Genomic DNA, 26,195 nt, shown 5'->3' on the forward strand with positions numbered 1-26,195 from the left:
GTCCGTTCAGCGCTGCGATCCACAGTTTAACCACTAGAACATTACAGGAACATTTCAGCACCGGCAAGCCGATACGAAAACGCCCCGGCGCAATGCCGGGGCGTTTCATGATTTGGGGTGCAGCCGGTCAGTCCGACATCCAGTTCCCGGTCATCATCTGCGGCGACAGCCCTTGGTCCTGCAGCAGGGCAAAGCCGCGCTGATACCATTCCGAACTCGGATAATTGGTGCCGAGCACTGCGGCGGCGGTCTGCGCTTCTCCGACCAGCCCGATGGCGAGATAGGCTTCGATAAGGCGGTAGAGCGCCTCTTCGACATGCGTACTGGTCTCGTGCTCCTCGACCACCACCCGGAAACGATTGATCGCGGCCGTATGGCGGCCATTGCCGAGATAATAGCGGCCGACGCTCATCTCTTTGCCGGCCACCTGGTCGCGCGAAACCAGCAGCATCTGGCGCGATTCCTCGGCATATCGGGAATCGGGATAGGCGGACTGGAGTTGGGTGAACGTCTCGATGGCGTTCGCCGCAAGTTCCTGGTCGCGCGTGATGTCGGTGATCTGCTGATAATACGCACTGCCCTTGAGGAACAGCACATAGGGCACTTCCGAGGATCTGGGATAAAGCGCCAGGAACCGGTCCGCCGCCAACACCGCTTCTTCAAACCGTCCGGACCGGAAGTTCGCAAAGGTCAGCATGACCCTGGCCCGCTCGTTGACGTCCGAGAACGGATTCTGGCGCTCCAGCGTCTCGAGATCTTCGATTGCCGCATTGTAGCGGTCGTTTTCCATGTTCTCGAGCGCGCTCGCATAGAGCTGATCGGGCGGAACCAGCGGCTCTTCGTCCTGGCGCGAGAACATGCTCATGGGCGAACAGGCGGCGAGAACGCCCACCATGGCAATGGCAGCCGTCATCCGCAAAAGCACGGGCGTCTTGCTCTGTCTGGCTATGATATTCACGAAATACTCCGTTCTCTCATGGCCCGGCGAAAGCCGTGACCCGCACGTCCATGCTCCCCGCTAGCGAGGAATATGTCCAAAACTGTGACGGGGTTTATGGCCTATTCAGCCGATAGAGCGCAAGTAGGGCTCCACGGACAGCCTGTCGGGCAAATCGCCAAGCGCTTCCATTTCGAGCGGCAGCGCATCGGCTTCCATGATCTCGAAATTGGCTTCGCTGGCAAACAGCGACTTGAGCACCAGCGCGTTGAGGCCGTGCCCGCCCTTATAGGACCGGAACCGGCCGTAGATAGGCAACCCGGCCAGTGCCAGATCGCCGACCGCGTCGAGCAGCTTGTGGCGCACGAACTCGTCCTCGAATCGCAACCCATCGGGATTGACGATTTTTTCTTCCTCGATGGCGATCGAGTTCTCGAGGCTTGAGCCCAACGCATATCCTGCCTGACGCAACACCTTGGCCTGCGCGACGAAACCGAAGGTGCGGGCCGGCGCCACCTGGATGGCGAATTTGCGCGGCGACCAGTCGAAGATCATCCGCTGGCGACCGATCACCTTGGAGTTGAAGTCGATCTCCACGTCGAACGCCCGCCCGTTGTAGGGCTCCAGCATGGCGAACGCATCGTTGTCGCGCACCGTCACCGAGCGCAGGATGCGGATGAATTTCTTGCGCTGGGGCTGGATCGAAATCCCCGCATCGAGCACTGCATCGACGAACGGTTCGGCGCTCCCGTCGATGATCGGGCACTCCTCGCCGGTCACCACGATCTCGGCATTGTCGATGCCCAGCCCATTGAGCGCGGAAAGCACGTGCTCGACCGTGGCGACGCTGATCGATTGACCGAGATCGATCACGGTGCACAGCGACGTACGGCTGACCCGTGCATGATCGATTCTGGCGCTGCCCAGAACTGTTCCATCTTCCGCGATTCGCGTCAGCGTATACCCGCTGTCGGCGGAAGCTGGCTTGATCGTAAGGCGTGAAGGCTGGCCGTTGTGAACGCCGATTCCGGCGAACTCAGCCGGACGGGTCAGCGTGCACTGGCGCACGGTCGGGTTTTTCATCGGTACTCCGGGCCCTTCTGGTTTGTCGGCGGCCCAATCGCCTTACTAACGAAGATCGGCCTGACGTAAAAGCAACGTCAGGCCGATTCAAGCTTTAACACCAGATTTTGGATCAACCGTGGCGTTTGAGAAACGCCGGAATTTCAAGCTGCTCCTTTTGCGGAGCCCGCGCCGGGGCCCGGCCATGTGCGTCGAGATGTCCCGCGGCACCCTCGGCCTGGGGACGCGGAGCGGCCGGACGGGGGCTCGCCGCCTCGATGGCGCTGCGCGCCGCGGCATCGTCAAACTGGGGCTGCACGCGTTCCGGTTCGGCCTGAGGCTCGGCTTCACCGCCGAGATTCAGCCCCACATTGGATGCAAGCCGGCGGAACAGGGCCCGGGCATTGCGCGGCTCCTCGCTGCGCGGCTGCTCCATCTGCGCGCGGACGACCGGCGGCAGATCGTCCGGACGGACAACACGGCGCTGGAGCTGAGGCCGCTCGGCACCCGAAGGCACATAGGGCCGGGGCATCGCGGCTTCCGGAGCACGCTGGGTCTCTTCCACCGGCTGACGCACGGGCGCTGCCGGCGTATAGGGCTCGATCGTGACGCCGCTGTCTTCGACCGGCTGCTGAGCGGCAGGAGCCGGATTGCCGGTCTTGATCGCCTGAGCCACGGCGGCTTCGAACTGATCGTCACTCATGTCCGCAGCGACCGGAGCAGGCTGCTCGGCGCGGGGCGCCTGGGCCGGAGCGGCAGCTTGGGGCTGAGGCTGCCCTTCGGCAGGACGGCGGGCCTGAAGCGGCTGACGCGCCGCATTGGGCTTAACCGGATCGAGTGCCTGCACCATCAGTGCGTCGGTGCCCGTAGCGACCACCGAAACGCGAACCTTGCCCTGGAGCGACTCGTCGAACGTTGCGCCCAGGATGATGTTGGCGTCGGAGTCGACCTCCTCGCGGATGCGCGAAGCGGCTTCGTCGACTTCGTAAAGCGTCATATCCTTGCCGCCGGTGATCGAGATCAACAGGCCGCGCGCGCCCTGCATCGAGACATCGTCGAGCAGCGGATTAGCGATCGCCGCCTCGGCGGCGTGACGGGCACGATCTTCACCCTCAGCCTCACCGGTCCCCATCATCGCCTTGCCCATGCCGCGCATCACGGCGCGCACGTCGGCGAAGTCGAGGTTGATGAGGCCTTCCTTGACCATCAGATCGGTGATGCAGGCAACACCCGAGAACAGCACCTCGTCGGCCATTGCGAATGCGTCGGCAAAGGTGGTCTTTTCGTTGGCCACACGGAAAAGGTTCTGGTTGGGAATGACGATCAGCGTATCGACATGACGATGCAGCTCATCGATACCCTCGTCAGCCAGTTTCATGCGGCGATTGCCTTCGAACTGGAAGGGCTTGGTCACTACACCGACCGTCAGGATGCCCTGCTCGCGAGCCGCGCGCGCCACCACAGGCGCCGCACCGGTCCCGGTGCCACCACCCATGCCGGCGGTGATGAACACCATGTGCGAACCGGAGAGATGGTCGTTAAGCTCGTCAAAGCTTTCTTCCGCGGCGGCACGTCCCACTTCGGGGTGCGATCCGGCGCCGAGCCCTTCGGTCACCCCGACCCCGAGCTGGATCACGCGCTGCGCGCGGGAGAGCGCCAGCGCCTGCGCGTCGGTATTGGCCACAACGAATTCGACGCCTTCCAGCCCCGAATTAATCATGTTGTTAACCGCGTTGCCGCCTGCACCACCGACGCCAAAGACGGTGATTCTCGGCTTAAGTTCTTGGATTCCCGGAATCTGAAGGTTGATTGTCATCTCTGGCCCCATAGTGGCTGTATGGGCAAGATGTAGCGCTCAATTCGTTAACCGGACCCTAACAACTCTACCGATTTCGTTAACCACGCTGCAAAATGCGAGGCTTGACAGCCACAAAGTCACCGCACGTTAAGCATGATTTGCCCGCAACGATTCATATGCCGCTTGACATTCGCGCGCCCTACTATATAACCAAATAAGAATATAACTTCTCGGTTTTTTAGGAGGAACGACAATGTCCAGGATTACCCCAAGCCTGTGGTTTGACGACAATCTCGAGGAGGCGATGGAATTTTACGCTTCCGTATTCCCCGACGCCAAGATTCACGGCACCGCCCGCTATCCCGAAGGTGGCATGGGTGAGCCCGGTAAGGTGATGACCGGCGATTTCGAACTCCTCGGCCAGCGCTTCAACGCCATCAATGGCGGTCCGCACTTCAAGTTCTCCGAGGCCATATCCTTCATTATCGATTGCGAGGACCAGGCCGAGGTCGACTATTACTGGGACAAGCTCACCCAGGGTGGAGGCGCCGAAAGCCAGTGCGGCTGGGTCAAGGACAAGTTCGGCGTCTCCTGGCAGATCGTGCCCAAGGCGCTCTATCGGACGGTCACCGGCAGCGATCCCGCCGGCGCCCAGCGCGCCACAAAGGCCATGCTCGGCATGAAAAAGCTGATCGTCGCCGATCTGGAAAAGGCCTATCGCGGCGAATAACCAAGAAAGGGGCTGCGGCAGCCTTCCGCAGCCCCTCCGCCTTATTCGATCACCGCGCAGGCGATCCTGTCGCCCGCATCGCCCGAGGGCTGGCTCTGATAGTCGTCCCCACCCCCGTGGATCATCAGCGCGCGTCCCATTATCCCCGCTTCACCCTCATCGAGGGTCACGAGGGAATTGAACACATGCGCGTTGAGGGTTCCCTCGGCGTTCACATACTGGTTCGGCATATCCCCGGCATGCGGGCCGGTTTCGGTGAGATACCCATGCTCGACATCGGCGGGATTGAAGTGCTCGCCGGCCGATTCATGATCGGTTTCGTGATCGCACGTGCCCGTCTCGTGCACGTGAAAGGCGACCCATTGATCGGCCGGCAGGCCTGTGGCCTCCACTTCGATCAGCACGCCTTTGGGCGTCCCGGTCAGGTTCGCCGTTCCAACCTCCTGCCCTTCTGCATCAATGAAAGTGGCGGTGGCGGTCTGCTCCTGCGCAAACGCAGGAGACGCCAGGAGCGCACAGCTTGCCACTGCCGCAACCGTAAGGAGCTTCATGAATCCGGTCCTCCGAAATGTTGGTGTCAATTGACGCGGCCATGCCGGCCACTGCCCCAACCACATCGGACCAATGATCCCAACTCCGGGCGGTTCCCCTCGATTGCCTAGGTTGCAACACGTCAGCGGCAGGGATCGCCTCAAGTCCCCACCACCCCGTACGCCATGCAGAGGAAGAACCTGACCTACACGAAGCCCGACTTGAGCCAGCTTCCCACCCTGGCGAGATAGCCGTCCGATCCGGTGATCTTGCGTGTCGGGCGCGGTTGCACATATTCGGCTCCGCACACCTGCGGATAGACCAGCATGCCGGCAACCGTCGCAAAAGCCGGCCCCTTGGCGCGATCGGGCAACCCGGAAACCCCCAGCGGACGCCCGTTGCGCACGTTGCGCGCCAGCATGCGCCGCGCCAATTCAGGCAAACCGGTGAGGTCCGATCCGCCGCCGGTGAGGACGAACCGCCGGCCCGAAATGTCCATCATTCCCGTCGCCTGCATCCTGTCGCGGATCGCCTCGAGGATTTCCTCGACGCGCGGCCGGATCACCTGCGTCAGCATCTCGCGCGATATCGAATTGGGCGATTCATGGGAGTTGGCGCCGATCGGCATCACCGTGATCACGTCAGTCTCGTCGGTCTGCCCCGGCAGGCACGAGCCGTAGAGCGTCTTGAGCCGTTCGGCATCGGCCACGCTCACCGAGAGCTGCCGCGCGATATCGAGCGTGATGTGGTGCCCGCCGATCGCCAGGGCGTCGGCGTAAACCAGATGCCCGTCGGCAAACACCGATACTGTCGTCGTCGCGCCGCCCATGTCGATACAGGCGACCCCAAGATCGGCCTCGTCGTCCACCAGCGTCGCCAGCCCCGACGCGTAAGGCGTCGCCATCAGCGCTTCGACTTCGAGATGACATTTGTTGAGCGCCAGTTCGATGTTGCGCATGGCCAGCGTTTCGGCGGAAATCACCGCAACATCGACCCCCAGCGTCTCACCCACCATGCCGCGCGGATCGCGAACGCCCTTCTGCCCGTCCAGCGCATAGCCGATCGGCAGCGCGTGGATGATCGAGCGCTCTTCGCGCACGCTGCGCTCGTTGACCGCGATCAGCACGCGCGAAATATCGGCGGGCTCCACCTCATGACCGTCCAGCGACACGCTCGCCGAAAACGTCTCCGAGCCCAGCCGTCCGGCCGTGACGTTCACCACCACCGATTGCACGGTGATCCCCGCCGCCCGCTCAGCCATGCCAACCACGGAACGGATCGCCTGCTCGGCCTTGTCGAGATCGGTCACCACCCCGCTCTTGACCCCCGCCGAGGGCCCGTAGCCAAAGCCGATGATTTCGGCCACATGGGTGCGCCCCCGCAGGGCCCTGCCCTCGGGCCGCGGCACCAGCCGGGCGATTACACAGCAGATCTTGGTCGAACCGATGTCGAGCACCGTCACAAGCGAGGACCGCCCGGGCTGCACCGGCTTCAAACGCGCTGTCATCGCAGAGGTCATCATTGGCTGTCGTCTTCTTCTTCGCGAACCGTCGGCCGCACGGCCACATATTGCGCCACGCGCATGTCGATCAGGTCGAGATCGCGCTGCAGCACCTGGTGCTCCAATTGGTAGTCGTTGAGCCGGCTCAGCGCATCGACCACCCCGGTTTCGGGAAGCTGCACGCGCAGGCCGGAATAAAAGATCAGGTCCCAACGCCGGTCGGCCACCCGGTTGAGCGCCGCGAGGTCGAACGTCAGGTCGGGGTAGCGGTTGACGAGGTTGATCATCGCCAGCGCATCGTCCCCGGCGCCCTCGCCGATCACCAGCGGCAGATCGCCGTTTTCGACGCTTGCCGGCGCGATGGGCGAACCCGAACCGTCGATCAGCATCGTCGCGCCGTCGATCCGCCAGCGGGCCATCGGCTCTTTCTCGGTGATCGAGACCACCAGTGAATCCGGATAGACCTTGCGGATCGTCGCTTCGTCCACCGAGGGAATTTCCTCCACCCGCAGCCTCGCCGCGGCGATATCGAACCCAAGGCTGGACGACCCCGCCTCAATGCCCAGCGCATGTGCCACGTCGGCCTCGCGGGTGAGCGAGAGCCCGTTGATCTCTATGCTGGCGATGGAAAACCCGACATCGGCCATCTGGCCGTTCATGAGGGCGCCAACCAGCCCAAGCCCTTCCCCCAGATCCTCGCGCAGCACATAGCCCCCGATCGCCAGCGTTGCTGCAACCAGCAGCGTGATGAGGCGCAGCGCCAGGCGCTTGTGGAGCACCCACCAATTGCCCAGCGTGACCAGCATGCCGCCGCGCCGGCGCACGGGCACCAGCGTGCCGCGCCCCTGCCCCGGAACCAGCGCCCGGTCGCGCGTTACGGGAGAAAGGTTGGAAACCACCCGCAGGGCGGGACGCTCGATGCGCGGCGCCGGCGGCGCGACGGTGGAAGCAGGCGCGGCCGTAAAGGACTCTTTGCGCCTCACCTGTTGCAACTTGCGTCCTCCACCATCCAGCTCACCAGCTCTTCGAACGAATGGCCGGCATGGGCCGCCAACTCGGGCACCAGCGAGGTCTTGGTCATCCCCGGCTGGGTATTGATTTCGAGGCACACGAGTTCGCCGTCGTCGCCCCCGCGCGGGTCGTAGCGGAAGTCGCTCCGCGACACGCCTCGGCAGCCCAAAGCAGCATGCGCCATGAGCGACATTTTCTGAACTTTTTCGTAAATTTTCGGTGAAACCTGCGCCGGCAGCACGTGATTTGACCCGCCCGCAGCGTACTTTGCCTCATAGTTGTAGAATGCCAGGTCGGTAACGACCTCGATCACCCCCAGCGCCACATCCCCCATAACGGCGCATGTGAGTTCGCGCCCGGGGATGAACCGCTCGACCATCAGCTCTTCGTCCCCGTCCCAGTCGGTGCGCAGGATCTCCTGGGGCGGATGCTCCTGGCCTTCCTTGACGATGAAGACGTTGACGCTCGACCCGTCATTGTAGGGCTTCACCACATAGGGCGGCGCCATCACATGGCTGCGGGCGATCTCGTCGCGCGTGGCGATCACGTGATCGGTGACATTGACCCCCGCCGCCTTGAACATCACCTTGGCCTGATGCTTGTCCATGGCGAGCGAGGAGGCCAGGATCCCCGAATGGGTATAGGGAATCCCCAGAATCTCCAGCAGCCCCTGGATCGTCCCATCCTCCCCGAACCGCCCATGCAGCGCATTGAACACCACATCGGGCTTGAGCCGGCTGAGAACGTCGGCAATGTCCCGGCCCACATCGATCTCGGTAACCTCATAGCCCGCCTTGCGCAGCGCCTCGGCGCACTGCTCTCCCGAGGCAAGCGACACCTCGCGCTCATGCGACCACCCGCCCTTGAGCACTGCTACATGTTTGGCCATCACTCACCGCCTTTAGTTATCCTATTCGCCTGCATCGTTCGCCCCCCTCTCCCCTTGAGGGAGAGGGGCCGGGGGTGAGGGGTGCTCAGCGCTTCCGCATCCGCCCTGCCCGCTATTTCACGCCCCATCTCGGAGCCACTTTCCCCCTCTCCCCTCGTGAGGGGAGAGGGCTGGGGTGAGGGGTGCGCTGAGTCAGCGGCGCGCACCCTCGCCCGCTATTGCACCCCGGCGAAAACCCCGCCGTCCAGAAACTCGCGCACTTCCCGCCCGGCCTCGAAATGCCCCATCCGCCGGATTTCCCAGTTGAGCTCGATCCCGTGCTTTTCCCGCACCTTGGCGCGCACCGTCTCCCCCAGCGTCTCGATCTCATGCGCGCTCGCCGCATCGAGATTGATGAGAAAGTTCGTATGCATCTCCGACACTTGCGCATCCCCGATGCGCAGTCCCCGGCACCCGGCCTCATCGACAAGCTTCCAGGCCGAGAGCCCATCGGGGTTCTTGAACGTCGATCCCCCCGTGCGCGTGTTGGTTGGCTGGGTGGATTCCCGCCGGTCGGTGATCTCGCGCATCTTGGCGAGGATCTCCTCGCTGTCCCCCGGCGCCCCCTCGAACACCGCCGAGGTGAAGATCACCCCTTCGGGCCCGTTCGAGTGGCGATAGCTGTAATCCATATCCGCGTTGGAGAGCTCGATGATCTCGCCCCGCCGCGTCACCCCGCGCAGGCTCACCACCCGTTCGCGCGTCTCGGTGCCATAGCACCCCGCATTCATATAGAGCGCACCCCCGACCGCCCCCGGAATTCCGCGGAAGAATTGCAACCCATCGACCCCGGCCTTGGCCGCCGCCGTCGCGATCTTGACGTCCGGCAGCCCGGCGCCCGCGCGAATGCGATTGCCCTCCAGCACCTCAACCCCGCCGAACGCCTTGGCCGGCAGCTTGACCACGACCCCGTCGATCCCGCCGTCGCGGATCAGAAGGTTCGATCCCAGCCCGATCACCGTCACCTTGATATCGGCAGGCAGGTTCTTGAGGTACAGCGCAAGATCGGCCTCATCGGCCGGCTCGAAATAAAGCTGCGCCGGCCCGCCCACGCGGAACCAGCTCACCTTGGCGAGCGGATGGTTGGCAATCAGCGTGCCCCGCACCGTGTCCGTCCATCCGGCAAGCTGCGGCAAAAGATCGGGAAAACTCATGCGCTGGCCCGTGCCTTGCCCGCAAGTTCCGCCTCAAGTTCACCGGGCAGCGCCGCCGCCCAGAGCGTGATGTTCCCCGCCCCCAGGCACACCACATAGTCGCCTTCGCTCGCCCGTTCCGCGATCAACCCTGCCAGCTCTTGGGGTCCCGCAATCGCCCGCGCATCGCGATGCCCGCGCGCCCTGATGCGATCCACCAGCTCGGTATGCGACACGCCCTCGATCGGGCTTTCCCCCGCCGCATAGACCGGCGCCACCAGCACGGTGTCGGCCTCGTTGAAGCAGGCCGAGAAATCGTCGAACAGGTCGTGAAGCCGCGAATAGCGGTGCGGCTGCACCACCGCGATCACATCACGCCGGGCCGATTGCCGCGCAGCCCGCAGCACCGAGGATATTTCCACCGGGTGATGCCCGTAATCATCGATCACCGTGATCCCATTGACCTCCCCGGTCTTGGTGAACCGCCGCTTGACCCCGCCAAACCCCTTGAGCCCGGCCCTGATCTGCTCGTCGCTGATCTTGAGCTCCTGCGCCACTGCAATCGCCGCGGTCGCATTGAGCACGTTGTGCATGCCCGGCATGGGCAGTTCCAACCCGGCGATCTTGCGCGTCTTGCCGCTGATCCTGTCGCGGATCACCACCGAGAACCGGCTGGTGCCGTTGTCGTTGGAAACCTCGATGAGCCGCACGTCCGCCTGGGGGTTGCGCCCATAGGTGATCATCCGCCGGTCCTCGATCTCGCCCACCAGCGCCTGCACTGTGGGATGGTCGAGGCACATCACGGCAAAGCCGTAGAACGGCACGTTCTCGACGAAATTGCGGAACGCCTTCTTGACCCCGTCGAAGTCGTGGTAGTGGTCGAGATGCTCGGGATCGATATTGGTGACCACCGCCACATCGGCCGGCAGCTTCACGAACGTTCCGTCGCTCTCGTCGGCCTCGACCACCATCCAATCGCCCTGCCCCAACCGAGCATTGGTGCCATAGGCGTTGATGATCCCACCATTGATGACCGTGGGGTCGAACTGTCCCGCATCGAGCAGCGCCGCCACCATCGAGGTCGTCGTGGTCTTCCCATGCGTGCCCCCGATCGCGATGGCGTTCTTGAAGCGCATGATCTCGGCCAGCATCTCGGCCCGCCGCACGATCGGCAGCCCCTTGGCGCGGGCTTCCTTGAGTTCGGGATTGTCCTTCTTGATGGCCGAGGATACGACCACCACGGCCGCGTCGCCGATGTTCTCGGCCTTCTGCCCGATCATCACCTCGATGCCCATCGCCTGCAGCCGCTGCACATTGGCGTTGGTCGCCTGGTCCGATCCCCGCACCGTGTAGCGCTGGGTATGCAGCACCTCTGCGATGCCGCTCATCCCGATCCCCCCGATGCCGATGAAGTGCACGGGGCCGATGTCGCGTGGCATCTTTGTGTTCATGATTGTCCTTTGGCGGTTTGCTCGACGAGATTGGCCAGCCGTTCGACGGCGTCGGCCACGCCCACCGATTGCGCGGCCTGGGCCGCAGCGGCGAGACGATGCGGAGCGTTCAGAAGATCGTGAAGCTGGGTTGCAAGAGATTGCGGTGAAAGCGTGGCCTGGTCGGCAACCCAGGCGCCGCCCGCCCGCTCCATCACCAGCGCATTGGCGCGCTGGTCCTGATCGAGCGATCCGGGCAGCGGCACGAGGATGGACGGGCGTCCCAGAACCCCCAATTCGGCGACCGTCGAAGCCCCGGCCCGCCCGATCACCAGATGGCTGGCCGCGATGCGCTCCGGCAGATCGGCAAAAAACGTGGCCATTTCCACATTCACCCGCGCCGCGCGATAGGCTTCGGCCACCCGGTCGAGGTCCTCGGCCCGGCATTGCTGGGTGACGTTGAGCCTGCGGCGCAACCGCTCGTCCATCTGCGCGATCGCCGCCGGCACGATATCGGAAAAGGCCCGCGCCCCCTGGCTGCCGCCGAAAACCAGGATATTGATCGACCGCTCGCCATCGAGCGCCGGATAAGGCGTCCCGGCTACCGCGCGAACCCTGTCGCGCACCGGATTGCCGACGAGCACTTTGGTGAGCTTGAACCGATCGGCATGCGCCGTCTCGGCAAAGCTCATCGCCAGCACCTTGGCAAACCGCGCCAGCGCCCGGTTCGCGCGCCCCAGCACCGCGTTCTGCTCATGCAGAATGCCTGGAATGCCCATCGTCGCCGCCGCCAGAAAGGGCGGGAAGCACGGATATCCCCCAAACCCCACCACCGCGTCCGGCCTGATCTGGCGCAGCACCTTCCGCGCCTTGCCGATCCCGCCAAGGATCACGAAACCGGCTTTGACGAACTTGACCGGATGCCGGATCGACGGCGTCGCAGCGGGCACCACATGCACGCCGCTTGCGGGAAACTCCGCGCCGTAATGTGTCACGCGTTCGTCGGTGACCAGATGGATGTCGTGGCCCCGCCGGCCCAGTTCCTGGGCCAGCGCCATGGCGGGAAAGAGGTGCCCCCCCGTTCCCCCGGCCATCAATGCGAAAGTGCTCATATTACCCGTTCTTCAGCGCGCTGCGGATCGGCAGGCCGGTGGCGAATGTTTCCTCCGGCTTGCGTCGGGTCAGCGCCAGCAATAGCCCCATGCCCAGCCCGATGGCAATCATCGAGGTGCCGCCATAGGAGATGAACGGCAGCGTCATCCCCTTGGGCGGAATGAGGTTGAGATTGACCGTCAGGTTGATCGCCGCCTGCACCCCGAACTGGATGGCCAGCGCGCTGGCCGCCAGGCGGTTGAAAAGGTTCTGCTGGCTCAGCGCCAGATTGAGCGCCCGGATCACGATAAACCCGATAAGGCACACCAGCATCAGGCAAAAGAGAATGCCGAACTCGCTCGCACCGGCGGCGAACACGAAGTCCGCGTGAGCGTCCGGCAGGTAGCGCTTGGCGATGCCCTCGCCCGGCCCCATGCCGAACCAACCGCCTTCGAGCAGGGATTCAAGCGCCCGCTGCGCCTGATAGCTATCGCCGGTTTCCGGGCTGATGAACGAGTCGATACGGCGCGCCACATGCGGGAAAAACGTATAGGCCACCACCATCAACCCGAGCGCCGCCACGCCAAGAACGCCGATCACCAGCCAGGACATGCCCGAAAGAAACAGCAATCCGCCATAGACCACCGAAACCAGGATCGTCTGCCCAAGGTCGGGTTGCAGCAGCAGCAGGCAGATCACCAGTCCGGTCGAAGCCATGGCCAGAAGATGTCCGGGCACATCCTTGCGCTTCATCTGTTCGGAGATGAACCAACCCGACATGATCGCCAGTGCGGGCTTGACGAATTCGATGGGCTGCAGCGATTGCCCCATGAACGACACCCAACGCCGCGCGCCCTTGACCTCCACGCCGTAGCGTAGCGTCATCGCCAGCAGCAGCACGCCGCCAATCAGGGTGACCAGCGCCACGACCCGCACCCATCGGGCGTTGATCATCGAGGCGGCGATCATCACCGCCAGCGCCGGAATGCAGAACAGCACATGACGCTGTGTGAAGTGCCACGGCCCCAGCCCGATGCGTTCGGCCACCGGCGGGCTCGCCGCAAAGCTCAGCAGCACCCCGAATCCCATCAGCGCCACCAGCGCAAAAAGCAATTCGCGGTCCACGGTCCACCACCATTCGGCGATGGGCGTCTTTCGTTCACGGGAGAACCAGGCTGAAATGGCAGTCAAGGCACGGCTCCGATACGCGGCCAACACATCACTAGCGAACGTCCGGACCGCCCCCGCCCATCCGAAACACTCGTTGCAGAATGCGAGAATTACCACCCCAGTGGTTACCATTTCGCAACCATGGCTTGGCCTGAACGCCAACATCCGCTATACCGGTCGCGCTCAAACCAAGGAGATTTATGCGCAGAGGCTGATATCCCGACCGCTCAACGCGGTGTGTTCACAGCCTCCCTCCCTGAGGCGCCGTCTCTGTATGCATTCTCTTTGTGGAAAATCATGAAAAACATCGACGTAACGATCCGCGCCTATCAAGCGGCGGATCTCGAAGCGCTTTCGGCCATCTGGTTCGAAGCGTCCATGCTGGCTCACCCCTTTATCGGCGAAGCCCGCCTGCGCGAGCAGCGTGCCTTGATCGAAACGGTCTATCTCCCCAAGGCCGAAACCTGGGTCGCCTGCACCGACGATCAACCAGCCGGCTTTATCAGTCTGCTCGACAATTTCATCGGCGGCCTCTTCGTCTCCCCCCGCCGCCAGGGCCTCGGCATCGGCCGCGCCCTGGTCGCGCACGCCAAGGCGCTCAAGGGCGAACTGGAACTGGAAGTCTATCTCGACAACCATCAGGCGTGTGCCTTCTACCATACGCTCGGCTTCGATGAAGTCTCGCGCCGGACACACGACGATCAGGGCCTGCCATTCGGCAACGCCCATCTGATCCTCAGAGCGTGAAACGAACAGGGCGTCTCCCAGGACGCCCTGTTTCCAGGCTCCCCAACCTCCCGCCCATCGCCCCCGCAGCTATCGGGCCAAACACACAAGCGGAGTTGGGTGCCCACCAAAACTGCTTGTGCCTCCGCTCTCCCTCGCTCCATTCCCCACCCGTGTCACCCCGGGCTTGACCCGGGCCAGGTATCCGCGCCGCTCTCAAATCTTGCCCGTACCCTCTCCCTCTCCCTTTCTCTCGCCGCCCCCCACCGTTGTGGTTCCTCCCGTACCCTCTCCCCCTCGTCGTCTTCGTCCCCGGACTTGATCCGGGTATCGACCCCGAGACCCGCAGGGTTTCCAAGCACTCATCAGAAGTGCGTCCCCCAACCTCCCCCACACAGCAGGCAACGTTGCGGATTGTCGGGTCAAGCCCGACAATGACGATGGAGAGGGGAGTGCCCCACCAAAATCCTTGTGCCGTCCTCCTTCACCCCACTGTCGCCCCGGGCTTGACCCGGGGCCAGGTATGCGCGCCGCTCCCGGCTCTTTCTCCCGCATCCCCCTCTTCGCCTTCCAGGTCCGGGGACGAAGGCGATGAGGATGGAGAGGTTGGAGACAACGAGCGCAGAGATCTTGCCGTAAGGCTTCCCCCGGAACCCCTTCTCCCCTTGAGGGAGAAGGTGGATCGCCCAAAGGGCGAGACGGATGAGGGGTGCGCTGAGCTTTACCAATCACCGCCGGTGCCCGTTGATATGCCGAGCCCCCTCATCCGACCGCTTCGCGGCCACCTTCTCCCACCAGGGGAGAAGGGTAATGGGGTAAACACAAGCACAGAGCTCCTGGCTCCTCTCAGGAACATGCCCCAAGAGCCCCCTTCTCCCCTGGTGGGAGAAGGGTCGGGGATGAGGGGGGCGCTGAGCTTGCGTCATGGCAAGAGCCGAAAACGGCGCGCATACCTTGCCCCGGGTCAAGCCCGGGGCGACACGGTGGGGTTAGGCAGGGCACCGCCCCCGTCTCCGGACCTCTCCACGCTCTACTGCGGAGGTCTCCAGCAGCCTTGAAGATACCCACCATCACCCCACCCACCGTCATCCCGGCCTTGAGCCGGGATCCAGTACACTCAGCGCCTGAGCCCCAGCCGCAACGCTCCCCCAGGAGCCCCGTCTCCCCTGGTGGGAGAAGGGCCGGGGATGAGGGGGGCGCTGAGCTTCCACAAAACACCCGCGCAAAAAACTTATCCCCGCCCCCTCGGTTTCCCCCATACTTCCCCTCACGACCCCGCGCATATGGACGCAAGCGCTACGAACGTTTGGGCGGGATCGGTTCGGGTTCCTCACGGGTCGCCGTGGGGAAGGCCCAAAGCGGACAGATGGCCGGATGTGGATAAAAGGTGTGAGCGGACCACCAATCCAATCACTCCCACGTCGCACCGGGGAAACCCGGAGGGGCAGCGAGGGGACGGCCGGGAGGTTGGCAGAAAAAGTGGTTCCCACTTTTTCGGTTCGACCAACCGACCCACTAAAAACTCTCAACAACCCCCAGCCCGAGAAGCCGCCATAAGCCCAAAATCCCGGACGCGTGGGGCGATGATCGCTTCATACTAACAAATACAGCACGAGGCGTTCATCGCCCCATGCCGTCTTTTGAAATCGCGATGACCCGAAGGCTCAGCCGGAGGGCGATTTGGCATGCCTGCAAAGCTGCCGAGATTTCACGCGCCCTGCTTTACCGCAGCTTGAGCGACGAAAGCCCGATAAGCGCCAGCACCATGGCAATGATCCAGAACCGGATGACGATCTGGCTCTCGGTCCACCCCAGATGCTCGAAATGATGGTGAATGGGCGCCATCTTGAACACGCGTTTTCCGGTGAGCCGATAAGAGGTCACCTGCACGATCACCGATACTGCCTCGAGCACGAACAAGCCGCCCACGATGGCCATGACGATCTCGTGCTTGGTCGCCACCGCGATGGTCCCCAAAGCACCGCCGAGCGATAGCGAGCCGGTATCGCCCATGATGATCTGGGCTGGCGGCGCGTTGAACCACAGGAAACCGAGCCCCGCTCCGATCAACGCACCGCAGACGATGGAAAGCTCCCCTGTCCCCGGCACGAAGTTCAAGAACAGATAGTCGGAATAAACTTGGTTACCCACCAGATAGGCGATGAGCCCGAACGCGGATGCCGCGATCATCACCGGCACGATGGCCAGTCCGTCGAGCCCGTCGGTGAGGTTCACCGCATTGCCCGCGCCCACGATCACGAAAGCGCCGAAGATAAAGAAGAACAGCCCCAGATTGAGCGCCAAATCCTTGACGAACGGCAGCAGCAGCGCGTGCTCATAACCCGCCGGTGCCTGGCTGGCGATCATCATGCAGGCGACGATGGCGATAACGGATTCTATCGCCAATCGCGGCTTGCCACCGAAACCCTTGTGGTTCTGGTGCTTGACCTTGAGGTAATCGTCGTAGAACCCGACCAGCCCAAAGCCGGTGGTCACCAGCAGCACGGCCCACACATAGAGGTTGGAAAGGTCCGCCCAGAGCAGGATCGAAACCAGCGCCCCCGAAAGGATCATCAGTCCGCCCATGGTAGGCTTGCCCTTCTTGGTCAGAAGGTGGCTTTGCGGCCCGTCCTCGCGGATCGGCTGGCCCTTGCCCTGCCGGATGCGCAACGAATTAACCATGCCCGGCCCGAACAGGAACACGAAAAACAGCGCGGTGATGATCGCGCCGCCGGTCCGAAAGGAGAGGTAACGGAAGACGTTAAAGACCGGAACCGCATCTGCGAACTGCTGCAGGAAATAGAGCATGGAGCTTGGTCTGTGCCTCTGGAGTGTTTCCTGCTTGCGCCGTGGAAACGGTAATAAAAAACCTGCGCTTGTCTAAAGCGCGACCAACGAAACTACTGCGCACCGAAGCGGTCGCGTATTCTGGCCACCAACGTGCCCAGTCTTACCCCGTTCGATCCCTTGAGCATAACTGAGTCGCCCGGCGCAAGCGTTTGCAAAACATCCTGCGCAATCTCGTCCACAGCCTGTGTCCGCTTGGCCACAAGCCCGGCCGGCAAGGCCGCGTCCAGCGCACCCATATGCCGGCCGACGAGAAACACGAGATCAGGCCTGGCCGAAACGACCGCCGGAGCGAGCTCGGCATGGTAGTCCTCGGCCGCCGCCCCCAACTCACGCATGTCCCCAAGCACCAGCACTCTGCGGCCTGCCGTCGGCATATCCGCGAACACCTCGAGCGCGGCGCGCATCGAGGTAGGGTTGGCGTTATAACTCTCATCGATGAGCCTGAGGGGATTGGCCCGATCACCGAGAAGCGACGCTGCCCCACGGCCTTCCGGCGCTCCGTGCCGGGCCAGAGCTGCAACCGATTTTTCCACATCGGCCCCAAGCGCCCGCGCCACCAGCAGCGCCGCCACGGCATTGGCCAGCATGTGCCGCCCCGCCGTAGCGGTTGCAATCTCCAGCGACAGCCCATCGCCGCTCACTCTCGCGGCCCCGCCGTCCGGCGTGGGATGGTAATCGGAGATCGTCACATCCGCCGCCTCGAACCCGTAGGTCAACGGCGCCAGCCCTGCCGCCCTGGCGGCATCGATCAGCCTCTCGACATGCTCGTGATCACGCCCGAGAATCGCCGCCCCGCCTGGCTCGACGCCGGAAAAAATCTCCGCCTTGGCATCGGCAATGGCCCCCACCGAGGGAAAAAACTCCAGATGCGCCGGCGCGACGGTGGTGATCACCGCCACATGCGGCCGCACGAGGCGAGACAGCGGCGTGATTTCCCCGGCATGGTTCATGCCGATCTCGAAAACGCCGAACTGCATATCGGCGGGCATGCGCGCCAGCATCAGCGGCACGCCCCAGTGATTGTTGAAGCTCTTGATCGAGGCGTGCGTCTTCCCGCTCGCCTCCAGCGCCACCCGGATCGCCTCCTTGGTCGAGGTCTTCCCCACGCTCCCGGTCACCGCCACGATGCGCGCCTTCGACCGGCTGCGCGAAAACCGCGCGAGTTCATTGAGCCCTTCGAGCGCGTCCTCGACGACGATGAGCGGCAGTCCGGCCAGCGCCTCTGCCTTCTCGCGGCTGACCAGCGCGGCCACGGCCCCGGCTTCTATCGCCTTGCCAACGAAATCGTGCCCGTCGAAATTTTCGCCCTTGATGGCAACGAAAAGCGCTCCCGGCGCAATCTCGCGGGAATCGATCGAGATCGAAGATACCGCACCGGCAGCGACACCCTCGGCGCTGCCACCCGTCGCCGCGACGATCTCGGAGATCGAATAGAGCGCGTCCATCAGCCCCTACTCGCCAAGGGCCGAGCGGACGACTTCATGATCCGAGAAATGGTGCTTGGTCTTGCCGATGATCTGATAGTCCTCGTGCCCCTTGCCGGCCACCAGAACCGTATCGTCGGGCCCCATTTCGGCGATTGCGTGACTGATCGCCTCCGCCCGGTCGCCGATTTCGAGCGCGCCGGGCGCCGCGGCCAGGATTTCCGCGCGAATGGCGGCGGCATCTTCAGTGCGCGGATTGTCGTCTGTAACGATAGTAAGGTCGGCCAGATCGACGGCGATCTTCCCCATCTCGGGCCGCTTTCCCCGGTCCCGGTCCCCGCCACACCCGAAGACGACGATCAGCCGCCCTTTGGTGAAGGGCCGCAGCGTTTCCAGCACCACCTTGAGCGCTTCGGGCTTGTGCGAATAGTCGATAAAGACGTTGCCGCCATCACGGCTGCCGGCAAATTCCAGCCGCCCCTTGGCGCCCTGCAGATGTCCCAGCGCCTCGATCGCGACGTCGTTGGGCACCCCGCTCGCCATCGCCAGCCCGGCAGCGACCACCGCATTGGAAACCTGGAAGCGCCCAACCAGCGGCAGCAGCACCTCGAAATCCTCGCCCACCAGCTTGCCCTTGATCCGCTGACCGCGCCCCTCGGGCGTGACCTCGGTGACATCGATATGCGCCCCGCCCTCGCCAACGGTGAAAACGGTTGCACCCCGATCCAGCGCCGCGAACATGAAGGTGGTGCCTTCTTCGGTATCGCAGTTGACGACAGCGGTTGTCGTCTCGTCGATCAGCTCGCGAAACAGCCTCAGCTTGGCGTCGCGATAGCTGTCGATGTCATGGTGATAATCGAGATGGTCGCGATAGAGATTGGTGAAAGCCACAGCTTCAAACTTCACACCGTCAAGGCGCCGCTGGTCGATGCCATGGCTCGATGCCTCCATGGCCACATGGTCGACGCCCTGCCTCTTGAGATCGGCAAGCGTACGATGCAGCGTCAGCGCATCGGGCGTCGTCAGCTCGCCGGGCACCAGCGTGTCGCCGACCATCAGGCCCAGCGTTCCCAGGCTCGCCCCGCGCATACCGGCATAGGCCCAGATCTGCCGCACGAAAGAGACCACCGAAGTCTTGCCGTTGGTGCCGGTTACGCCAACGCAATGGGCCGGTTGCGGCCCGCTCACAAACGCGGCGGCATGGGCGTAGGCAGCGCGGACATCGGGAACAATCACCACCGGAATGCCCGGATCGGCCTGCGGCGGCGTATCGGTCACGATCGCCGCGGCCCCACGCCCCACGACCTCATGCGCATACTCGACGCCGTGCCCCCGCGTGCCGGGAAGCGCGAAGAATGCCTCTCCCTTTCCCACCAGACGGCTATCGGCGTTAAGCCCCGTTATGGCGATCCCGGCCGCGCCTTTGGCACTTTGCGCGCCACCGAGAACGTCGACAAGCGAATACGGCAAGGTCAAATATCCCATGTTTCCGGCATTGGCCGATCAGAGTCCGGTGCTCGACACCGGCGATTGCTGCAATCCGGCCCTCAATTCGACGGGAACCAGTTGCGTGTCAATCATTGGATCGAGATTTGGCTGAATTCCGAGCATAGGAGCGATCCGCGTCACGATCCGGCCGGACATCTCGCCAGCGTTCCAGCCAGCCGTACGGCCCGACTGCTCATTCTCCGGCCTCGGCTCGTCCACCAGAACGATCATTGCATATTGCGGATTGTCGAGCGGGAAAGCAGAAACGAAGAAGGCCAGGCTCTTTTCGCTCGAATATCGTCCATCGACGACCTTTTCTGCGGTGCCCGTCTTGCCGCCCCAGCGATAGCCCTCAGCGATGGCATTGCCGCGGCTGCCCGAACCTGACAACGCATTGAGACGCATCAGATAACGGATATAAAGGCTCGTCTGCTCCGAAATCACCTGAGGCGCATTGGCCATGGCTTCGGCCTCCGTGCGCGGGAACAGGGTCGGCTCGACAAGCTTGCCGCCATTCACGAACGCGCTGATCGCGCGCAGCGTCTGCAAGGGGGTCACGCTCAGCCCGTGGCCGAACGAGGCGGTTGCAGCGCCCACTTCCGAGAAATTGGCTGGAACCGCCGACTGGGTCACTTCGGGCAACTCGATCGGCGGCACCCCGTCAAAACCCATCCGCGCAATGAAGGCGCGGAAATTGTCCTTGCCCATCGCCTGCATCATCTTGATGGTGCCGATATTGGACGAGTACTGGTAAACTTCGGGAACCGAGAGAATGCGGTACTTGCCGTGGAAATCCTCGATGGTGTAGCGCCCGAACCGCACGCCGAAGCGCGCATCGATCTGGTCGGTAATCCGCACCGCGCCGCTGTCGAGCGTCGCCGCCATGGTGACGGTCTTGAAGGTCGAACCCGGCTCGAACTTGGCGGCGGTGATCCGGTTGAAATGGCCTTCCTGCAGCATGGTGGCAGGCGCGTTGGGATCGAAATCGGGGAGCGACGCCATGGCGACGATCTCGCCGGTATTGACGTTCATGATCGCGCCAGCCGCCGCGATTGCCTGATAGCGCTCGAGCGCATCGACAAGCTCGTCGTGGAGGATGTGCTGCACGCGCAGATCGATCGAAAGATTGACCGGCGTCAGCGCGCTGTCACGCGCCAGCCCCAAATTCTGCAGCAGCGCAAGGTTGTCGTCGTCGAGATGCTTTTCGATGCCCGCGATCCCGACATTGTCGATGTTCACCGCGCCCATCACATGCGAGGCCACCGTCCCGCCGGGGTAGAAGCGCTTGCTCTCCTCGAGAAAATCAAGACCGGGAATGCCCAGCCGCATGATCCGGTCCTGCTGGGCAGGCGTCAGCTCGCGCGCGATCCATACAAAGCCGCGATCCCCGGTCAGCCGGTTGCGAAGCCAGGCGGGATCGAGATCGGGCAAGACGGTCAGAATGGCGTCGGCGGCCTCGTCCACGTCGATGATGCGCCGTGGTTCGGCAAACAGCGAGGGCACGCGGATGTCGACGGCCATTTCCAACCCATTGCGATCCAGGATCGACGGGCGCGAAGCCATGATCGCATCGCGCGTCTGGCCTTCGATGCTGGTATCGACTTCGACATTGCCCAGCCAGATCAGGCGGCCGAACATCACCGAGAACACCAGCAGCACGAACACCATGGCCCAGCGGATGCGCGCACCGGTGAGATTGCCGCGAGCCTTTCGCGCGCCGTCGAGGGAAATCGTATCGTGGTCGGGGGTTATGGCGCTCATAGCAGCCCCTCCAGGAGCGAACCTATCGGATCCTCGCCCTCCTCGATCGTCTCAAACAGAGCGTCGAGCGCTTCGGTATCGAGCCGTTGCTGCGGGCGCATGGGGAGGTCGGAAAAGCTGCCGAATTGCTCGACTTCGGCCACCTGCAGATTGAGCACGTCGTTGTGACGGTCGATGATAGGCTGGATATGCGTCGGCTGATTGAGATAGGCCCAATCGGCCTTGAGGATCGAAAGATCGGCCTGCTGCTTGGCGATAGCCGCCTCGATCCGCCCGATCTCCTCAGCCGTCAGTTCCGCCATGTGCTTTTGCGAGTAGACGGCGACCACCGCGATCACCGCGACGATGCCAAGGATGATATTGAGGCGATGCAGAAATCGGCTCATGCCGCACCTCGCCTGAAACCTGGAACCCCGAGCCCTGCCGTCTGCACTGCGCGGGCCGGTGCTGCGGTCCGAACTGCGCTGCGCAGTGTTGCCGAGCGCGACCGGGCATTGCGCTCGAGTTCGACCGCTCCGGCCTTGATCGCCTTGCGTACCGGCGCCCACCGGGTTTCGACGGGCTCAACCTGCGGCAGGTGCCGCGATTGCGGCGCGGCGGTCTTGCTCTGGTCAAAGAAGCGCTTGACGATCCGGTCCTCCAGCGAATGGAAGGTCACTACCGCCAGCCGCCCACCTTCGGGCAGGATGCGTTCGGCGGCATAGAGCGCTTCGACCAACTCGTCGAACTCGCCATTGACGGCAATGCGCAGCGCCTGGAACGTCCGCGTGGCCGGATGCGGTGCGCCCGGCTTGCGGCCAACCGCCTTTTCGATGATCTGGGCCAACGCCAGCGTATCGTTGATCGGCTCACTGGCCCGCGCCGCAACGATTGCCTTGGCGATCCGGCGCGAAGCGCGCTCCTCGCCGAAAGCGAAAATGAGATTGGCCAGATCGGTTTCGCTCAGGGTGTTGACCAGATCCGCGGCGCTTTCCCCTTCCCGGCTCATGCGCATATCGAGCGGTCCCGAGCGCATGAACGAAAATCCACGCTCTGCCTGATCGACCTGCATGGAGCTGACCCCGATATCGAGAACGACCCCATCGATGCCAGCCTCGCCGGCCAGTGTATCGAGCTCGGAAAACGCTCCGGCGACGAAGCTGAACCGGTCGGGAAATTCGGCCTTCAGCGCCGCGACGAACGGCGCCACGGTCGGATCGCGATCGATCCCGACAACGGATGCACCAGCATTCAACAACGCCCGCGAATACCCCCCGGCGCCGAACGTGCCATCGACGATGCGCGCACTTTCGAGCGGCGCCAACGCCTCGAGCACCTCGCTCAGCAGCACCGATTGGTGGGAAGATTGGGGCTCGGCCATCTGGTTCAGATACTCGCGCCCGGCGCGTGTCGGCCGGAACTCAACAACTCGAAATCAAAGCGGAATTGCTCCACTTTGATCCACATTGCATCCCAGTCTTTAAGATTCTGTTTCCCAAACCGTCCCGGCGGGAGAAGAGACACCAGTTGACCTGTAAGCCGGGTTCTGTAGGGCCCACCCGAAGGCGGACGCGGCGACCATTCATCTGCGAGCCCTGTTGCCAGGACCCTCATGCAACCAACCCGGACGACAGGCCGTGAAAACGCGGCTGGAGCCGAAGCTCCCATCGTCCCTATTCGGTCTTGCTCCCGGTGGGGTTTACCGTGCGGCTCCTGTTGCCAGGCGCCCGGTGCGCTCTTACCGCACCCTTTCACCCTTACCCTGGCCGAGGCCGGGGCGGTTTGCTTTCTGTGGCACTTTCCCTGGGGTCGCCCCCGCCGGGCGTTACCCGGCACCGTGTTCTCATGGAGCCCGGACTTTCCTCCAAGCCATGCTTGGCGGCCGCCCGGTCAACTGGTGACGCGCTGATGTAGGGTGCGCCCCACCCCCGGGTCAAGTCGCTTCGGACGAGGCCAAAGCCGGCCGCGTGCCGCGCGCCCGTGTCACGTCGCGGTAGGCAGTATTGATCGATGCCATCTTGGCGGACGCCAGCCCCATGAGTTCCTCGGGCACGCCCTTGGCGATCATCCTGTCGGGATGGTGCTCGGCGACCAGCCGCCGATAGGTCCTGCGCAGTTCTTCATCGGTGGCGTCCGGTGCCAGCCCGAGCACCGCATAAGGGTCGCGGCGCCCCGTCGGCAGCAGTACATGCTGGGATGCGATCTGCTCGAACCGGACGGGATCGAACCCGAAGATTTCGCTGATCGCCTCCAGATACGCCAATTCGTCCCCGTGGACGATCCCGTCGGACGTTGCGATCTCGAACAGAGCGTCGAGCACGTGCTCGAGCGTCGCAGGGCTGTCGCTGAACAGCTTGCGCACCTTGCGCGCGTAACTATCGAACCCCGCCACATCCTGCTGCGCCAACGCAAAGAAGCGGTCGACATGCTTGTCGGCGCCTTCGGGAATTTCCACAAGCTTATGGAACGTAATGACCTCGCGCCGGCTCACCACACCATCGGCCACCGCCATTTTGGCGGAAAGCGCGATGATCGACATGGTGAACGCCGTCTCGCGACCGCGCGGCAGCCAATTGTCGGGATCGAGGATATTGGCGATGCCGCCCGCCAGCCCGTTCCCTTGCGAGAACGAACCCAGGAACGACGCGATTTGCTGCCAGATCGACATGAGATGAATTCCGTGCGAACCCTCTGCCAATGGCGGCCGATCGTGAGCAACAATCGGGCACAAGCAAGGCCGAAACAGACTCATGCGTCAATGCGCGCGCCAAGGGGACGCGTCTTATGTCACGAAATCGAGTTGGCCGAAAGACCCGGACCCGGATCTACTCGTAGATGAAGCCGAACGGATTGGCCGGCTGCTGCCGCTGCACCGAAACCCGGCTGTTCGAGCGGCCGTTCATGCCTTGGACCTGTTCTTCATAGACCCAGATCACTTCGCCATTGGGTCCGACAACCCCCACCAACTCGTCCTCGCGCGGATCGTAATTTCCCGCGAACTCCGACACGCCGGGCATGGGCTCAAGCCCCTGAGGCTCCTGCCGAACGACGGTATCGCGCCCGCCGTCTTCAAACGCCGCGTCGGCGATGGCGTCGTAGTCGAGCGCTGGCTCGGCCGTCGGCAGGTCGGCGGGTCGCGGCCGTGGAAGCGGCGGCTCGATTGCCGCAACCTGGGTTTCTTCCACATCGGCATCGACTGCGGGCGTTTCCATAGGTTGATCGGCCGGCTCCTGCGCGACTTCGGTTTCCTCGTCGGGAGCTCCGAGCGGACGTCCATTGACGGTCACCACCGGCCCTGCCGTTTCGGTTTGCCCTCTGTCGCGCTCGGCCTGCGGCACGACCGGAAAGCCAGCGCTTTCCACCACGCGATTGGGCGCTGCTGCCGTGCGCTCGGCCGTGTCCGCGGCTTCGGTTTCCACCCCGTCCGAAGCATCCTCGTTTTGCGTCGCAGGCGGGGTGGCATCGGAAATCTCGACCACACCGGCCTCAGGAGTTTCATTGCCCTGCTGCACGGCGGCACCGCCCACGGCGGCAACCAGCAGAACGAGCATCGCGCCCGATGCAATGGGTCTAGAGAGTGTCATGTCTCGCATTCCGTTCGGCCACGTCTTTCAAGACGGCCAATGTGCCCCCGCACAGCGACGTTTTGGTCTCCGAAAATGGCAGCAGTTTGGTGAACGGGAAGTGAATGCCGCTGCCCCGCGACAGCCACAGCCTTGCAAAATGCAAGACATGACGACCCCTAAGGACGGATACCCAACAGCCGCGCCAGCGCAAGCACCAGGTTCGAGCGGTTGAGCGTATAGAAATGGAACTCGGTCACCCCGGAGTCGAGCAGCTCCGTAACCTGTTCGGCCGCGACTGCCGCAGCCACCAGGGCGTGGGTTTCCGGATCCTCCTCGAGCCCTTCGAACCGGTCGGCCAGCCATTGCGGGATCGATGCGCCACACCGCGCGGCAAAGCCCGAAATCTGCTTGAAGCTGTGGATCGGCTGGATGCCCGGCACGATCGGCGCGGTGATCCCCGCCTTGCGCGCACGCTCCACGAAGCGCCAGTAATCGCCGTTCTCAAAGAACATCTGCGTGATCGCCCGATCCGCCCCCGCATCGAGCTTGCGCTTGAGATTGTCGATATCGGCATCCCAATCGGGACTTTGCGGGTGCTTTTCCGGATAAGCCGCAACCGAAATGTCGAAATCGCCGATCTTGCGGATACCTGCCACCAACTCCGCCGCATTGCGGTACCCTTCCGGATGCGGGGTAAACGGCTGCCCCACCCCCTCCGGCGGATCGCCGCGCAGCGCCACGATGCGAGCGATCCCCGCTTGAGCGTAGCCGCGCACCACCGCGTCCACATCCTCGCGCGATGCGCCGACACAAGTCAGGTGAGCGGCGGCTGGAACGCCGGTTTCGTTGGTGATGCGAGACACCATGCGCAGCGTGCGCTCGCGGGTCGAACCGCCCGCCCCATAGGTCACCGAAACGAAGCGGGGCTTCAGCGGCGCAAGCCGCGAAAGGCTGTCCCAGAAGCGTTCTTCCATCGCATCGGTCTTGGGGGGGAAGAACTCGAAGCTCACCTCGATATCGGGACGTCCATCCTCCGGCTGACGGCTCAGCCGGGCTTCGCCTGTCGCAGCAACCACGA

At 63.5% G+C, this 26,195-nt stretch carries 22 protein-coding genes and 1 other RNA gene; 2 read left to right on the forward strand and 21 right to left on the reverse strand.

Annotated features, from left to right (window positions below):
* Positions 1-127: 127 nt before the first annotated feature.
* The 3 genes from NO932_RS12925 to ftsZ form a co-directional block, all read right to left on the reverse strand.
* Entirely contained in the window at positions 128-958 is an 831-nt protein-coding gene (locus tag NO932_RS12925) for an outer membrane protein assembly factor BamD (RefSeq protein ID WP_309207716.1), read from the reverse strand.
* 105 nt (positions 959-1,063) lie between these two features.
* The gene (gene lpxC / locus NO932_RS12930; protein WP_309207717.1) at positions 1,064-2,020 is read right to left on the reverse strand and encodes a UDP-3-O-acyl-N-acetylglucosamine deacetylase; all 957 of its coding nucleotides are present in this window, start codon (positions 2,018-2,020) and stop codon (positions 1,064-1,066) included.
* 112 nt (positions 2,021-2,132) lie between these two features.
* The gene (gene ftsZ, locus NO932_RS12935; protein ID WP_309207718.1) at positions 2,133-3,815 is read right to left on the reverse strand and encodes a cell division protein FtsZ; all 1,683 of its coding nucleotides are present in this window, start codon (positions 3,813-3,815) and stop codon (positions 2,133-2,135) included.
* Between the two features lie 235 nt (positions 3,816-4,050).
* On the opposite strand from ftsZ, the gene NO932_RS12940 reads away from it, so the two are divergent.
* Positions 4,051-4,527 carry a VOC family protein gene (locus tag NO932_RS12940; protein ID WP_309207719.1) on the forward strand — a complete coding sequence of 159 codons (477 nt, stop codon included), beginning with the start codon at positions 4,051-4,053 and terminating at the stop codon, positions 4,525-4,527.
* Positions 4,528-4,568: 41 nt separating this feature from the next.
* Here NO932_RS12940 and NO932_RS12945 read toward each other — a convergent pair whose 3' ends face one another.
* The 8 genes from NO932_RS12945 to NO932_RS12980 all read right to left on the reverse strand — a co-directional run bounded on the left by NO932_RS12945 (position 4,569) and on the right by NO932_RS12980 (position 13,344).
* Positions 4,569-5,078, reverse strand: coding sequence for a superoxide dismutase family protein (locus tag NO932_RS12945; RefSeq protein ID WP_309160573.1), 510 nt, complete (start codon positions 5,076-5,078; stop codon positions 4,569-4,571).
* A gap of 185 nt (positions 5,079-5,263) precedes the next feature.
* Complete coding sequence (ftsA, locus tag NO932_RS12950) at positions 5,264-6,580, reverse strand: cell division protein FtsA (protein ID WP_309160572.1); 1,317 nt, start codon at positions 6,578-6,580, stop codon at positions 5,264-5,266.
* Entirely contained in the window at positions 6,577-7,542 is a 966-nt protein-coding gene (locus NO932_RS12955; protein ID WP_309207720.1) for a cell division protein FtsQ/DivIB, read from the reverse strand. Before NO932_RS12955 ends, ftsA begins: the two co-directional genes overlap by 4 nt.
* Complete coding sequence (locus tag NO932_RS12960) at positions 7,539-8,459, reverse strand: D-alanine--D-alanine ligase (RefSeq protein WP_309207721.1); 921 nt, start codon at positions 8,457-8,459, stop codon at positions 7,539-7,541. Before NO932_RS12960 ends, NO932_RS12955 begins: the two co-directional genes overlap by 4 nt.
* 215 nt (positions 8,460-8,674) lie before the next feature.
* A complete protein-coding gene (gene murB / locus NO932_RS12965; protein WP_309207722.1) occupies positions 8,675-9,652 on the reverse strand; it encodes a UDP-N-acetylmuramate dehydrogenase in 978 nt (325 codons plus the stop codon).
* Positions 9,649-11,082: a UDP-N-acetylmuramate--L-alanine ligase gene (gene murC, locus NO932_RS12970; protein ID WP_309207723.1), complete on the reverse strand. Its 1,434-nt coding sequence runs from the start codon at positions 11,080-11,082 to the stop codon at positions 9,649-9,651. Before murC ends, murB begins: the two co-directional genes overlap by 4 nt.
* Complete coding sequence (gene murG / locus NO932_RS12975; protein WP_309207724.1) at positions 11,079-12,173, reverse strand: undecaprenyldiphospho-muramoylpentapeptide beta-N-acetylglucosaminyltransferase; 1,095 nt, start codon at positions 12,171-12,173, stop codon at positions 11,079-11,081. The genes murC and murG overlap by 4 nt, the downstream gene beginning before the upstream one ends.
* Position 12,174: 1 nt before the next feature.
* Positions 12,175-13,344, reverse strand: coding sequence for a putative peptidoglycan glycosyltransferase FtsW (locus NO932_RS12980; RefSeq protein WP_309207725.1), 1,170 nt, complete (start codon positions 13,342-13,344; stop codon positions 12,175-12,177).
* A 276-nt stretch (positions 13,345-13,620) separates the two neighbouring features.
* Between NO932_RS12980 and NO932_RS12985 the strand changes: the two genes are divergently transcribed.
* Positions 13,621-14,070 (forward strand): GNAT family N-acetyltransferase, encoded by a 450-nt coding sequence (locus NO932_RS12985; protein WP_309207726.1) that lies wholly within the window; start codon positions 13,621-13,623, stop codon positions 14,068-14,070.
* A 1,701-nt stretch (positions 14,071-15,771) separates the two neighbouring features.
* On the opposite strand, the gene mraY is transcribed toward NO932_RS12985, so the two are convergent.
* The 10 genes from mraY to metF all read right to left on the reverse strand — a co-directional run bounded on the left by mraY (position 15,772) and on the right by metF (position 26,193).
* A complete protein-coding gene (gene mraY, locus NO932_RS12990; protein ID WP_309207727.1) occupies positions 15,772-16,857 on the reverse strand; it encodes a phospho-N-acetylmuramoyl-pentapeptide-transferase in 1,086 nt (361 codons plus the stop codon).
* Positions 16,858-16,949: 92 nt separating this feature from the next.
* Positions 16,950-18,344, reverse strand: coding sequence for a UDP-N-acetylmuramoyl-tripeptide--D-alanyl-D-alanine ligase (gene murF, locus NO932_RS12995; RefSeq protein ID WP_309207728.1), 1,395 nt, complete (start codon positions 18,342-18,344; stop codon positions 16,950-16,952).
* Between the two features lie 6 nt (positions 18,345-18,350).
* Positions 18,351-19,793 (reverse strand): UDP-N-acetylmuramoyl-L-alanyl-D-glutamate--2,6-diaminopimelate ligase, encoded by a 1,443-nt coding sequence (locus NO932_RS13000; RefSeq protein WP_309207729.1) that lies wholly within the window; start codon positions 19,791-19,793, stop codon positions 18,351-18,353.
* Positions 19,794-19,826: 33 nt separating this feature from the next.
* On the reverse strand, positions 19,827-21,572 hold the full coding sequence (locus NO932_RS13005) for a penicillin-binding protein 2 (protein WP_309207731.1): 1,746 nt from the start codon (positions 21,570-21,572) through the stop codon (positions 19,827-19,829).
* A complete protein-coding gene (locus tag NO932_RS13010; RefSeq protein ID WP_309160560.1) occupies positions 21,569-21,958 on the reverse strand; it encodes a hypothetical protein in 390 nt (129 codons plus the stop codon). The genes NO932_RS13005 and NO932_RS13010 overlap by 4 nt, the downstream gene beginning before the upstream one ends.
* The gene (gene rsmH / locus NO932_RS13015) at positions 21,955-22,932 is read right to left on the reverse strand and encodes a 16S rRNA (cytosine(1402)-N(4))-methyltransferase RsmH (RefSeq protein ID WP_309207733.1); all 978 of its coding nucleotides are present in this window, start codon (positions 22,930-22,932) and stop codon (positions 21,955-21,957) included. The genes NO932_RS13010 and rsmH overlap by 4 nt, the downstream gene beginning before the upstream one ends.
* Positions 22,933-23,070: 138 nt before the next feature.
* Positions 23,071-23,449: RNase P RNA component class A (gene rnpB, locus NO932_RS13020), an RNA gene on the reverse strand.
* A 35-nt stretch (positions 23,450-23,484) separates the two neighbouring features.
* Entirely contained in the window at positions 23,485-24,219 is a 735-nt protein-coding gene (locus tag NO932_RS13025) for a DnaJ family molecular chaperone (protein ID WP_309160558.1), read from the reverse strand.
* A gap of 157 nt (positions 24,220-24,376) precedes the next feature.
* Positions 24,377-25,135 carry a hypothetical protein gene (locus NO932_RS13030; RefSeq protein ID WP_309207734.1) on the reverse strand — a complete coding sequence of 253 codons (759 nt, stop codon included), beginning with the start codon at positions 25,133-25,135 and terminating at the stop codon, positions 24,377-24,379.
* Positions 25,136-25,293: 158 nt separating this feature from the next.
* Positions 25,294-26,193 carry a methylenetetrahydrofolate reductase [NAD(P)H] gene (gene metF / locus NO932_RS13035; RefSeq protein WP_309207735.1) on the reverse strand — a complete coding sequence of 300 codons (900 nt, stop codon included), beginning with the start codon at positions 26,191-26,193 and terminating at the stop codon, positions 25,294-25,296.
* Between the last annotated feature and the right edge of the window lie 2 nt (positions 26,194-26,195).

This window comes from Pelagibacterium sp. 26DY04 (genome assembly GCF_031202305.1).
Classification (GTDB): Bacteria; Pseudomonadota; Alphaproteobacteria; order Rhizobiales; family Devosiaceae; genus Pelagibacterium.

What these genes read in the sequence shown, in the direction of transcription:
- murB (WP_309207722.1), bottom strand. Translation starts at nt 9,652, where the DNA reads ATGAGTTTTCCCGATCTTTTGCCGCAGCTTGCCGGATGGACGGACACG.
- ftsA (WP_309160572.1), bottom strand. Translation starts at nt 6,580, where the DNA reads ATGATGACCTCTGCGATGACAGCGCGTTTGAAGCCGGTGCAGCCCGGG.
- murC (WP_309207723.1), bottom strand. Translation starts at nt 11,082, where the DNA reads ATGAACACAAAGATGCCACGCGACATCGGCCCCGTGCACTTCATCGGC.
- NO932_RS12985 (WP_309207726.1), top strand. Translation starts at nt 13,621, where the DNA reads ATGAAAAACATCGACGTAACGATCCGCGCCTATCAAGCGGCGGATCTC.
- murF (WP_309207728.1), bottom strand. Translation starts at nt 18,344, where the DNA reads ATGGACGCGCTCTATTCGATCTCCGAGATCGTCGCGGCGACGGGTGGC.
- NO932_RS12940 (WP_309207719.1), top strand. Translation starts at nt 4,051, where the DNA reads ATGTCCAGGATTACCCCAAGCCTGTGGTTTGACGACAATCTCGAGGAG.
- NO932_RS12960 (WP_309207721.1), bottom strand. Translation starts at nt 8,459, where the DNA reads ATGGCCAAACATGTAGCAGTGCTCAAGGGCGGGTGGTCGCATGAGCGC.
- NO932_RS12945 (WP_309160573.1), bottom strand. Translation starts at nt 5,078, where the DNA reads ATGAAGCTCCTTACGGTTGCGGCAGTGGCAAGCTGTGCGCTCCTGGCG.
- NO932_RS13030 (WP_309207734.1), bottom strand. Translation starts at nt 25,135, where the DNA reads ATGACACTCTCTAGACCCATTGCATCGGGCGCGATGCTCGTTCTGCTG.
- mraY (WP_309207727.1), bottom strand. Translation starts at nt 16,857, where the DNA reads ATGCTCTATTTCCTGCAGCAGTTCGCAGATGCGGTTCCGGTCTTTAAC.
- NO932_RS13010 (WP_309160560.1), bottom strand. Translation starts at nt 21,958, where the DNA reads ATGAGCCGATTTCTGCATCGCCTCAATATCATCCTTGGCATCGTCGCG.
- rsmH (WP_309207733.1), bottom strand. Translation starts at nt 22,932, where the DNA reads ATGGCCGAGCCCCAATCTTCCCACCAATCGGTGCTGCTGAGCGAGGTG.
- ftsZ (WP_309207718.1), bottom strand. Translation starts at nt 3,815, where the DNA reads ATGACAATCAACCTTCAGATTCCGGGAATCCAAGAACTTAAGCCGAGA.
- NO932_RS13005 (WP_309207731.1), bottom strand. Translation starts at nt 21,572, where the DNA reads ATGAGCGCCATAACCCCCGACCACGATACGATTTCCCTCGACGGCGCG.
- lpxC (WP_309207717.1), bottom strand. Translation starts at nt 2,020, where the DNA reads ATGAAAAACCCGACCGTGCGCCAGTGCACGCTGACCCGTCCGGCTGAG.
- murG (WP_309207724.1), bottom strand. Translation starts at nt 12,173, where the DNA reads ATGAGCACTTTCGCATTGATGGCCGGGGGAACGGGGGGGCACCTCTTT.
- NO932_RS13025 (WP_309160558.1), bottom strand. Translation starts at nt 24,219, where the DNA reads ATGTCGATCTGGCAGCAAATCGCGTCGTTCCTGGGTTCGTTCTCGCAA.